Here is a 12,209-nt window from a genome sequence, read left to right as displayed (position 1 = left end):
TAAAAACTTCCATTTCACTTATTTTTTTAACTTTACCTTTGCTCTGAATAATTGCAGATACATATTCTTATTACTGATATTTATATCGACAAACTTAGTTTTCGGTCAGTATAAAGATTTTGACACTTTTTTGGGTGACACAATAAACATCGTTGATAAAAATGGCAGAAAACAAGGTCGCTGGCTCTTTTTTGGACGAGACTCTAAAGGATTAAAAAACAAACTACTTAAATTCAATCAAATTGTAACCGATGGACATTATACTGATGGTGTTAAACACGGCGCCTGGAAGTCGTACCATCAAAATACAAATAAAATTAAAAACGAAGTTAACTATGAATACGGTGAATTAAACGGAACCGTAAAATTATATAACGAAAAAGGTAAACTTACCCATGAAGGTACCATGAAAAAAAACGATTGGATTGGGGAGTATTTTATTTACAGCAGTAGCGGAGATAAAATAAAAAAAATTGCCGGAGGAGTAGCGCATAAAGGTTATCTTAAATTTAGCGGCATTGTTACCAAAAACGGAAAGCCTGTTGAAGATGTAGTTATTTCCATTGATCGTAATGAATTGTTTTATAAAAAAGATAGTTCTAAAGCCGATGGAAGTTTTACTTTTAATCTCGAACTTTCTAATGTGTACATAATTAATTTTTCTAAGAAAGGATTCAACAGCCAAAGTTTATTGATAAATACCTATACGCAAGAAATTGGTGATGAAACCGTGTACGAATTACCCGATTGGAAAGTAGCCATGACGGATAATTTTGCAGCTTCCGCCACTTCCGATCTTTTTGGCTTTATCATTAACAAACCAAGTAATAAAATTTATTACCTCAAACGAAAAAAAGGATTTGGAGCTGATGGTTCCTATGAACATTTATTAAAACGACAGCTTAAAGGAATCTCTAATTCTACTAAATTGATTATGGCCACCACTATGGAGACCAATAAAAAACTGGAAATAGAAAACCTAAGAATTGAACAAGAGAAAAAATTAAAGGAAATTGAATTGCTTCAAAAAGAGCAAATGTTGCATGAAGTTTCATTAAAAGAAAAAGAAAATGAATTGCTGGCCAAAAAAATGGAAGCCGAAAAAAAGGAAATCGCATTAAAATTGTTGGAACAGGAGAAAAAAGTAAAAGAACTGAAAATTCAGGAACAACAAAATGAAGCGCTTCAAAAACAACTAGAAGCAGAAAAAAGAGCCAGAGAAATTGAACAATTAAGTGCACTTGCAAATAAACAAAAACTAGAGGCACTTGGCCAGAAGAAATTATTAAATGAAGCTGAAGAAAAACTGGAACAAGATAAATTATTGCAGGAAATGGCAGCCAGAGAATTAGATTTAGCCAATAAAGAAAAAAATGTAAAAGAAGCAGAATTAAGCTCAAAGCAAAAATCTTTTAATTTGGTATTAATAGGCGCAGCTGTCTTAAGTTTATTACTTTTTGTAATGGTCAGAATCTATCTTCAAAAGAAAAAAGCTAATACAATACTTGAAAATCAAAAAATTGAAATTGAAAAACAAAAAGATGAAATTGTTGAGAAAGGCAAAATTATTGAAGAGAAGAATGAAGAAACTTTACAAAGTATTCTCTACGCTAAACGCATTCAACATGCCATTTTACCTCCGCCTTCTGAAATTGACCCTTATTTAAAAAATTATTTTATTCTATATAAATCCAAAGATATTGTGTCCGGAGATTTTTACTTTTTTTCCGATAAATACGCAAAATCTAAAAAAGAAGTAATTATTGCCGCCGCCGATTGTACTGGTCATGGCGTGCCCGGTGCTTTTATGAGTATGATTGGAAGCGAAAAATTAAAGGACGGCGTAGATTTAACTTCCGACCCCGGTTTAATCATAAAAGAATTAAATAACGGTTTAAAAACTGCATTACGTCAATCCGGCGAAACAGGCACCAGAGATGGTATGGATATTTCTATTTTGAATATTCCGGTTGATTATAAAACTTCTGAAAAAATAAAAATTTCATACGCAGGCGCTAATCGTCCGCTTTGGGTAATCAAAAATAATCAAAATTCAATATTAGAATATAGAGCCACAAAACACGCTGTTGGAGGTCATACCCAGGATGATCAGGAATTTGAAACACACACTTTTGAGTTTGAAGTAAATGACACCTTGTATATATTTTCTGATGGATATGCCGATCAGTTTGGCGGTGATAAAGCAAAAAAAATGATGACCAAACGATTTAAAGATATTTTGCTGAAAATAAAAGATTTAAAAATGCAGGATCAAAAACAATACCTCATTGATCATTTTGAAGAATGGAAGGGCGGTAATGAACAAGTGGATGACATTCTGGTAATAGGAGTTCGGCTTTAATTTATTTTCTTGCATACTGCCTTAGATATTCAATCCTTCCTCCAACAATCAAATTTGAACGGCCCCGTTTTTGATGTTCGCTCCCCTTCCGAATTTGCACAGGGGCATATTCCGGGCGCATTTAATTTAATATTGTTTAATGATGAAGAACGTGCCCAAATAGGCACTTTGTATAAACAAAAAAACAGACAAGAGGCAGTTTTACGTGGACTGGAAATTGTTGCTCCAAAACTCACAAGGCTGATCAGCGAAGCTGAAAAAAATGTTCAAGGCAAAGAAATTTATATTCATTGTTGGCGCGGGGGGATGCGAAGCGGGTTTGTTGCCCAACTTTTAGACATGTACGGTTTTAAAGTGTATACACTCAAAGGAGGCTATAAAACTTTTCGGAATTTTGTTTTGAATGGTTTTTCTTTGCCCTATAAGTTTTATATTCTAGGAGGTAAAACCGGATCGGGAAAAACATTTATACTCGAAAAATTAAGAGAGAAAAAAGAACAAATTATAAATCTTGAGTTTATTGCCAATCATAAAGGATCGGCCTTTGGTGCACTGGGACAAGCACCTCAACCTTCACAAGAACAATTTGAAAACATATTATTTACTGAACTTTTTTTTATGAATAAAGAGAAGCCAATATGGCTGGAAGACGAAAGTAAATCTATTGGAAAAAATATGATTCCTAATCCAATTCGGGAAGCTATTCGGAGTTCTAAAGTTTTTTTTCTCGATATTCCTTTTGAAGAACGATTGAATCATATTTTAAATGAATATGGAAAATTTGATAAACAGGATTTAAAAAACTCCATTTTGAAAATAACAAAACGATTAGGTGGCGAACAAACCAAAATTGCCATCGACGCTATTGATGCAAATGATTTTAAAACCGCATTCGATTACTGTTTACGTTATTATGACAAAACCTACACCTTTGGTTTAGAAAGCAGAGTCAACCCCGATGTTTTGAAAATAGAAATTGAAAAATTTAGTATTGATTATTGCACCGAAATTTTATTGCAAAAAGTAAATGAACTGAAATGAATGAAAAACTAAAATTAACCGATTACAGCAGAGGCAGCGGTTGCGGATGTAAAATTGCACCGGACGTGTTACAGCAAATATTACAAAAAACAACACCATCACAAAAAAATGCAAAACTCATTGTTGGAAATGAAACCAATGACGATGCTGCCGTTTTGGATATCGGAAATAATCTCGCATTAATAAGCACCGTTGATTTTTTTATGCCCATGGTTAATAGCGCATTTGACTTTGGGAGAATTGCCGCAGCAAATGCAATTAGTGATGTTTATGCCATGGGAGGAAAACCAATTTTAGCTACGGCCATTTTAGGTTGGCCCATTCAAAATCTTCCTGCTTCACTTGCTTCAGAAGTTATTTCAGGTGCACGGTTAGTATGCAATGAAGCTAATATTACGCTTGCCGGCGGTCATAGTGTTGATAATTTAGAACCGCTATTTGGACTTTCTGTAAATGGACTAACACACATTAATAATATAAAAAAAAATAATACCGCAAAAAACGGCGACCTGTTATATTTAACCAAAAAATTAGGAGTTGGCATTTTATCCTCTGCACTTAAAAGAGAGAAATTGAATGAAAATCTAACGAAAAACTTAATCGCTCAACTCACCACGCTAAATAGTATTGGCGAAAAAATTGGCGAGTTAAATTACGTTACGGCAATGACTGATGTAACCGGTTTTGGTTTAATTGGGCACTTAATTGAAATGACGGAAAACGCAGGATTAAGCGCGGAAATTAATTTCAACGCAATCCAAACCATTCAGGGATTAGAAGATTGCATTGCGCAGGGAACTATACCTGATAATTTGTACAGAAACTGGAATAGCTATGAAAAAGAAGTGGAAAATATTGGCGCATTCTCATTTTATCCGCTCAATGATCCTCAAACCAATGGGGGTTTATTAATAGCAGTAAATCCAAATCACCAATCTCCATTTGAGTTATTTTTATCTCAAAACGGATTGGAAGAATTTAGCAATCCCATTGGAAGAATAATAAATGAAAAGGATAAGCGTGTAATCATTTTAAATACGAAATAATTTATTTATCTTCAATTTACTAATTCTTGAAATATGAATAGAGTAACGCACTTTGAAATTCCTTGTGATAATCCGGAAAAAACAATTGCCTTTTTTAAAGATGTTTTTGGATGGAGCTTTCAGCAGTTTGGCGACGAGCCCTATTGGATTGCTTTATCCGGAGATCTAACTACACCGGGTATAAACGGAGCAATCATGAAAAAACAGGATCCTAATCAACCTGTTGCCAATTCCATTATGGTTGAAGATATTGATCAAGCCATGATTGCCATTGAAAATGCCGGTGGCAAAATTGTGGTTAACAAAACGCCTATTCCTACTGTAGGTTGGCTTGCTTATTTTAAAGATCCGGACGGAAATATTCACGGAGTTTGGCAAGAAGATAAAAACGCCGGTGTATAATGAGGATTCCAATTTTAATACTTTCTTTTTGCTTTGCGTTGAAGTTATCGGCTCAATCCAATACAAATTTCAAATTGGCAGGCTATGCAAATAATGTCCCCATAGACAGTTTAATGAAGCATCCCGGAATCACCGGTCAATCGCATCACATCATTGATAAATTCAAAGTGGTTTACAACTCCGCTCAGGGGATGGCCATTTACGAAATGGGCGGAAATCTTTTTAACGAGGAACTCTTGCAACAAATTAAAAAAGGTAAACCCAAAGAACTGCACTTAACCATAACCGTTATTGAAAATAAGGACACCAAAATCTATAAGGATATCCCCTTTCAACTTATCTATAAATAAGTAAAATTTATTTAATTTTTAATTCCATTTTTTGTATCTTAGACAATTGTGAAATTGAACAGTTCTATATTTACGCAAGGGCATTTAAAAGCGATTACTATTGCAATAATATTCTTTTTTGCATTTCACTTAAAATCACAATCGCAAAATTCTGCCTTTTTATTTACCGAAAATAAAGGGCAGGTTTCCGATCAGAATCATTTGCCTCAAACGGATGTTCTTTTTGGTGGTAAAAGTGGGCACCTGGTTTTTCACTTAAAAAAGAAAGGTTTTTCTTATCAACTAGACAAGGTCTTAAAATGGAAAAATGACGATCTATTCGAAAAACTAGGCTTACCTACACCTGATCATAAACCAAAACTTATACCGGAAAAAAGTATAATTTGTAGAGTAGATGTGAGCTGGTTAAATGTTTCGGCATTACCACAAGTCCTGAAAGAAAAAAAAGCTTCTTTTTACGCCAACTACTATTTACCGGTTTGCCCTCAAGGTGTGCACGAGGTTTCTTCTTATGAAGAAATTACCTATAAAAATATTTATAATGGCATTGATGTGAAATGGCATGGATTGGACGGAAAACTTAAATACGATTATTTAATTGAAGCCGGCGCTAATCCTCATCAAATTCAATTAAAAATTGAAGGGGCTGAAAGTATTCACATCAATTCCAAAGGAGAACTAATCATTAAAACAGCTGCAGGTATAATTGTTGAAGAGAAACCAATTGCTTATCAAAATGGAAAAACAATTGCTTGTTCCTGGAAACTCAATGGCAATATCGTTTCTTACGATTTAAATCAATACAATACAACCCTACCTCTCATTATTGATCCCGGTGTAAGAATGTGGGGAACCTATTACGGAGGAAATGATCCGGATGTGGGATGGGGAATTTCCTGTGACAGTAATGGTAATGTGTATCAAGCCGGTTATGCAGTTACCCAAGGTGGCACAGTAATAGCCACCTCCGGCTCCCATCAGGTTCTTCATGGTGGCGGTTATGAAAATGCTTTTTTGGCTAAATTCAACACTAACGGTGTGCGATTATGGGCAACTTATTACGGTGGCAGTGTACGTGATTTAGGTATGTTTTGCGCGGTTGATCCTAATGATAATGTTTACATGAGCGGTCACACCTTAAGCAGCAATCCGGGTGTAATTGCTACTCCCGGCTCACATCAACCAAACGCCGGAGGTGATTGGGACGGTTATCTGGTAAAATTCAATAGTGCCGGTGTTCGCCAATGGGGTACTTATTATGGAGGTCCCACTATTGAATTTGGCGTTAGCTGTGCAGCTGCAAAAGATGGTACAGGTGATGTTTACCTCTGTGGTAAAACCCAACAAACTAGCGGAACCGTTATTGCTACACCCGGGTCCTTTCAATCCTTTTTCGGCGGACAAGAAGATGCCTATTTAGTAAAATTTAATTCTGCCGGTGTTCGCCAATGGGGAACCTATTACGGTCTGGAGGGTACCGACCAGGGAAATCACGTAGCTACCGATTCACAAGGATACATTTATTTATTGGGAAATACCAGTAGTACAGCCGGAATTGCAACACCCGGTGCTTATCAAACTAACTACGTTTTTGATTTCGATGCTTTTCTTGTGAAGTTTAACAATAGCGGAATCAGACAGTGGGGAACGTATTATGGAGGAAATGGTGACGACCGAGCTCATGGTTTTGCCAGAGATCCTGCAAGTGGGGCCCTGTATATTGGAGGAAGAACCAGCAGTACCAATTCTATTTCTACCGATGGTAGCCATCAACCTGTTTATGCCGGAGGAAATTGGGATGGTTTTTTGGTTAAGCTAAATTCTACCGGAAGTATTCGCGATTGGGGAACCTATTATGGAGGTTCTGCAGAAGATTTGATTTTCAGTTGTGCCATTAGCAACTTAGGCTATCCTTATATAATCGGTTACGCCGGAACAACAAGTACTTCATTAGCCAGTGTGGGTAGCCATCAACCGAATCACGGAGGTGGTTTATTTGATGCGGTAATTGCGCAGTTTAATACTACCGGTGTACGTTTATGGGCCTCTTATTATGGAGGTAACGGTTATGATGTAGGGCAATGCTCAGCCACGGATAGCAACAGTAATGTTTACTTAGGAGGATTAGCAGATGCCGCCGGCGTAGGAGTAATTTCTACCGCAGGAGCTCATCAAAGTGTATTTGGCGGGGGGGGAACCGATGCTTTTCTGGTTAAGTTTTACGACTGTTCCGTGCCCGATGCGCCAACCAACTTTACACCCTTTTCAGTAAAAAATACTTGCTTAGGTAGCGCACCTTCGCTAACCGTTAGTAGTTTAGGCTCAGTGAATTGGTATACTGTTCCTAGCGGCGGCACTTCCATTTTTACAGGAAGTATTTATCCAACCGGAACTTTAAATATAGGAGTTCACAACTTTTATGCAGAAGCATTTACTTGCACAAACAGCGCGGTTCGTGTTCCGGTTTCTGTTACAGTAAATCCATTGCCTAATTTAAACATCACCAGTTCAAACACTATGTTATGTATAGGAGCATCCTGTTATTTATTTGCTTCCGGTGTAACATCACACACCTGGAATACAGGTTCAAACTCAAGTTCATTAACTATATCGCCCACTGTAAACACGACTTATACAGTTAACGGGACCGATATTAATGGTTGTATCGGACAAGCCACATTCGAGCAATCAGTAACTATTTGTGTTTCTATAAATAAACTTGATTTAAATGAAAATGTACTCCTTTACCCCAATCCCTTTCAAGAAAACATTCAATTCGAAAATTTACCGATAAACTCAACTATAACAATATATAACCTCTTAGGTGAGATTATTATTCGGGGAGAAAATTCAGATTCCAGGCATCTACTTGACACTCAAATTCTCCCAAGCGGCATATATCTATTGAGTATAGAAAACAAATCTTACACCAAAGTTTTCAGGGTCATTAAAAATTAATTTTACCTTCCTTAACGGACTAATGCTTTCAATAAAAAACAATGTTAAATTCCTTTAAAACCTGCCAATATATGCTCCGGTTTTCGGGTAATAATCGCTCAAAATTAGCGTTTATTCATTACCTTTAAAGGAGAATATGTACATGAAGAAAATTTTATCGCTTATTGCCCTTGCGCTTTCTCTTTCCTTGCACGCAACGCATAACAGGGCCGGTGAAATTTTATATCAACGCATTGCTCCTTTTACCAAAGTAGTGAACGGTCTTACCGTACAGGTTTACACTTATTCATTTACTATCATTAAATATACTAACGATGGAAGTTCGGTAGCTGACCGCTGCGAAGACACTTTATATTTTGGCGATGGAGAACGAGGTGTTGCACCCCGAATAAACGGATCGGTGTGTGGAGATTGTTCTTGGCCAATTACTTGTGGAGTCATTATTTACAACCAAAACGGATATGTCGTTAAAAAAAATATTTACACCATTGTTCACACCTATGCAGGGCCGGGAAACTATCTGGTAAGGTCATTGGACCCAAACAGGAATGAAGGTGTAAAAAATATTCCCAATTCAGTTAATCTGCCTTTTTATATTGAATCGTTTTTGGTAATTAATAGTTTTACCGGAGCTAACTCATCACCAACCTTTAGCTTTGATCCGATCGACCGAGCCTGCTTGGATAAATGTTTTTACCATAATCCGGGCGCATACGATATTGACGGCGACAGCTTAAGTTATGAATTAACCACTTCACGAGGAGCTGATGGCAACACGGTGCCTGGTTATTTTATGCCAAACGCAGAAGGTGGTACATATACAATTGATCCTATTACCGGTTTAATGAGCTGGTGCTCTCCCAAATTTGTATCGCAATACAATTTGGCATTTATTGTAAAAGAATGGCGTAAAAACACCAGCGGTATATATCAATTAGTTGGTTATGTTTTAAGAGATATGCAAGTAATCGTTTTAGCTTGTCCAACTAATGATCCTCCTACACTTCAATTACCCACCGATACTTGCGTGGAAGCCGGCACCTTAATTGATAAAGTTATTTTAGCCGACGATCCTAATCAAAATACCACACTAACGGTTATCGGAGGTGGTGGTGCATTTTCTGCCCCATCCCCAACAGCTACACCTTTTTCCGTTGTATCTTCGGCCCCACTATCTTTTAATTTTACCTGGCAAACCCAGTGCCAACACATTCGTCAGCAACCCTACATTTCTATTTTTAAAGTGAAAGATAACCATTCAACCAATGAATTGGTTAATTTCGGAAATTACAGTATTCGAGTTGTAGCCCCTGCCATAAAAAATGTTTCAGCTACTCCAACCGGATCTGACATGAAAATTACTTGGGACCTTTCTCCTTGTAATCCAGCAAACAATCCTATTGTAGCTTATAAAATTTACAGAAAAGGCGATTGCACACCGGTAGTATTTGACCCGTGCAAACCCGGAGTAGATCCCACTTTAGGATTCACCAACATCGGACAAACAGCTTCAACTTCAACTTTTTTTATTGATACCAATAATGGAAATGGTTTAGTTGTTGGACAGGACTATAATTATCTGGTTGTAGCAGAATATAGCGATGGATCGCTAAGCTATGCTAGTGCTCAAGTCTGCTCACAATTAAAAAGAGATGTTCCAATATTATTAAATGTAGATGTTTTATCCACTTCAGCAAATAGCGGTTCGGTGTTTGTCCGTTGGGCCAGACCGTTAACTAACAACGGAAATTTAGATACGCTCTTATTTACAGGTCCTTATACTTTTAATTTGTTACACCGAAGTAATGGCGGAACTTTTACCCCAATTTTTTCTACTTCTAATGCACTATTTTATTATACCGACACTTCATTCACTCACACCTTACTAAATACAAATGATATTCATCACGAATACAAAGTTGAATTTTCGGCCGGCACCACAACTATAGGAACCTCACAAAAAGCACATTCCATTTTTTTAAGTGCTGTAGGCGGAGACCGGAAAGTGTCACTGAACTGGGTTTCTCAAACCCCATGGATAAATAGTAATTATACAGTATTTAGAAAAGATCCGGGTGTACCTGGATTTGTGGCCATTGGTAATTCAAGTACCACCAGTTATGTTGACGAAAATAATGTGGTGAACAGATATGAATACTGCTACAAAGTATTAGGTAATGGTGCATATTCCGACCCAAGCATATTTAAGCCTTTATTGAATAATTCACAAGAAGTTTGTGCTAATGCTGTAGATCAAACCGCTCCTTGCTCCCCAACTTTAAATATCACATCAACCTGTTTAGGGGGTTCCGTTAAAATAGATTGGAATGATGTAAGCAAATCCTGCAGTGATGATGTAATCAAATATATTTTATACAGAAAAGAAACTGTAAGTGATGAATATGTAAAACTGGATACCATACAAGGCTCAGGAAATATTAGCTTCACTTTTGATTATAATGATTTGGTATCAAGTTGTTATGCAATTCAATCTGTTGATTCAAGTGCCAATGTAAGTGCTATGAGTGCTGATTACTGCATTGATAATTGTCCCGAATTTGAATTACCCAATATTATTTCATTGAACGGCGACGGCATTAATGATTTCTTTAAAGCCATAAAAGTTCGACAAATAAAAGAAATTGATTTACATATTTTTGACCGATGGGGAAATTTAGTTTATAAAACCAAAGATCCATATTTTAAGTGGGATGGCAAAAGCATTCAATCCGGTTTAACCATATCTGACGGAACATTTTTTTATATATGCGATGTATATGAACCACGTGTAACCGGCGTAAAAAAACGCAACTTAAAAGGTTATATGCAGGTGGTAAAATAAAATTCGCACAAGTACTTCATGAAACTCTATAAAAACTTAATTCAATCCAGCGCCGATACGCTCAAAGAAATTTTCAGTAATCACCGATATGCCGACAAAAGCATAGAGCACCTCTTTAAAAAAAATCCACAATGGGGAAGTCGAGATAGAAAGTTTGTTGCTGAAACCATTTACGATGTTGTGAGAAATTTCAGATTATTGGCAGAAATAACCGGAAACGATAAAAACTATTGGTATATGATTGGCGTTTTGCTTGTAATAAAAGGAGTTGAAATTCCGGAATGGCAAGAGTTTAAACATCTCAATCCGCAGGAAGTTTTATCACTAAAAACTCAATTAAGCATTAATCCGGCAATTTCAGAATCCTATCCTGATTGGCTATGGAAAAAAGGAGAGCTAGAATTAGGGAAAGATACTTGGTTAAATGAAGCTGCACAATTAAACAAACAAGCGAAGGTTGTTTTACGAATGAACACACTTAAAACAGATCACAGCACGTTCTTATCGAAAATGGTAGCGGAAAATCTGGAATTAAATAAAATTAGTGAAGGAGAGAATGCCTATGAATTGGCTGTGAGAAAAAATGTGTTTTCCTCCAAACTATTTAAAGAAGGCTGGTTTGAAGTACAGGATTTAGGATCACAACGCATTGGAGAATTTGCCAACCCAAAGCCCGGGGAATTAGTTATTGATGCATGCGCCGGGGCCGGAGGAAAGTCGCTTCACTTAGCCGCGTTAATGAAAAATAAAGGGAAAATCATAAGCATGGATGTTGAACAATGGAAATTAAATGAATGTAAAAAAAGAGCTTCCAGGGCCGGCGCATTTAATATTGAAACCAAGCTAATTGAAGAAAATAAAACCATAAATAATTACAAAGGAAAAGCAGACCTCTTGTTATTAGATGTTCCCTGTAGTGGCACCGGCGTAATAAAAAGAAATCCGGATACTAAATGGAAACTTAGTGAAAATAAATTAAATGAATTACTGAATTTGCAACAACAGCTGATGAATGAATATGCTTCAATGCTTAAACAAAACGGTCGGTTAATTTATAGCACCTGCAGTATTTTTCCTTCTGAAAATAAAACACAAGTTGAAAATTTCCTGAAAACGAATTCAGAATTTTCTTTTATAAAAGACGAAACTATTTTACCTTCGCGGGGGTACGATGGATTTTACATGTGTGAAATTCTAAAAAATTGAAA

8 protein-coding genes are annotated in these 12,209 nt (G+C 36.5%); all 8 read left to right on the top strand.

Annotated elements, in window-relative coordinates:
- Nucleotides 1-130 precede the first annotated feature (130 nt).
- Complete coding sequence (locus IPM51_15830; GenBank protein MBK9285766.1) at nt 131-2,362, top strand: SpoIIE family protein phosphatase; 2,232 nt, start codon at nt 131-133, stop codon at nt 2,360-2,362.
- A gap of 9 nt (nt 2,363-2,371) precedes the next feature.
- Nucleotides 2,372-3,403 (top strand): tRNA 2-selenouridine(34) synthase MnmH, encoded by a 1,032-nt coding sequence (mnmH, locus tag IPM51_15825; GenBank protein ID MBK9285765.1) that lies wholly within the window; start codon nt 2,372-2,374, stop codon nt 3,401-3,403.
- Nucleotides 3,400-4,449 (top strand): selenide, water dikinase SelD, encoded by a 1,050-nt coding sequence (gene selD, locus IPM51_15820; GenBank protein ID MBK9285764.1) that lies wholly within the window; start codon nt 3,400-3,402, stop codon nt 4,447-4,449. The genes mnmH and selD overlap by 4 nt, the downstream gene beginning before the upstream one ends.
- A 33-nt stretch (nt 4,450-4,482) precedes the next feature.
- Nucleotides 4,483-4,851 (top strand): VOC family protein, encoded by a 369-nt coding sequence (locus IPM51_15815; GenBank protein MBK9285763.1) that lies wholly within the window; start codon nt 4,483-4,485, stop codon nt 4,849-4,851.
- A complete protein-coding gene (locus tag IPM51_15810) occupies nt 4,851-5,201 on the top strand; it encodes a hypothetical protein (GenBank protein MBK9285762.1) in 351 nt (116 codons plus the stop codon). Before IPM51_15815 ends, IPM51_15810 begins: the two co-directional genes overlap by 1 nt.
- Nucleotides 5,202-5,255: 54 nt before the next feature.
- Nucleotides 5,256-8,159 carry a T9SS type A sorting domain-containing protein gene (locus IPM51_15805; GenBank protein ID MBK9285761.1) on the top strand — a complete coding sequence of 968 codons (2,904 nt, stop codon included), beginning with the start codon at nt 5,256-5,258 and terminating at the stop codon, nt 8,157-8,159.
- Nucleotides 8,160-8,301: 142 nt separating this feature from the next.
- Nucleotides 8,302-11,001: a gliding motility-associated C-terminal domain-containing protein gene (locus IPM51_15800; protein ID MBK9285760.1), complete on the top strand. Its 2,700-nt coding sequence runs from the start codon at nt 8,302-8,304 to the stop codon at nt 10,999-11,001.
- A gap of 18 nt (nt 11,002-11,019) precedes the next feature.
- Nucleotides 11,020-12,207, top strand: a complete 1,188-nt coding sequence (locus tag IPM51_15795) for an RsmB/NOP family class I SAM-dependent RNA methyltransferase (protein MBK9285759.1) — start codon at nt 11,020-11,022, stop codon at nt 12,205-12,207.
- Nucleotides 12,208-12,209: the final 2 nt, after the last annotated feature.

The organism is Sphingobacteriaceae bacterium (genome assembly GCA_016715905.1).
Taxonomy (GTDB): domain Bacteria; phylum Bacteroidota; class Bacteroidia; order B-17B0; family Aurantibacillaceae; genus Aurantibacillus.
This window is presented reverse-complemented; position numbering and strand designations above follow the sequence as displayed.

Coding starts and splice junctions, on each gene's coding strand:
- IPM51_15810 (MBK9285762.1), top strand. CDS start 4,851: ATGAGGATTCCAATTTTAATACTTTCTTTTTGCTTTGCGTTGAAGTTA.
- IPM51_15800 (MBK9285760.1), top strand. CDS start 8,302: ATGAAGAAAATTTTATCGCTTATTGCCCTTGCGCTTTCTCTTTCCTTG.
- IPM51_15815 (MBK9285763.1), top strand. CDS start 4,483: ATGAATAGAGTAACGCACTTTGAAATTCCTTGTGATAATCCGGAAAAA.
- IPM51_15795 (MBK9285759.1), top strand. CDS start 11,020: ATGAAACTCTATAAAAACTTAATTCAATCCAGCGCCGATACGCTCAAA.
- selD (MBK9285764.1), top strand. CDS start 3,400: ATGAATGAAAAACTAAAATTAACCGATTACAGCAGAGGCAGCGGTTGC.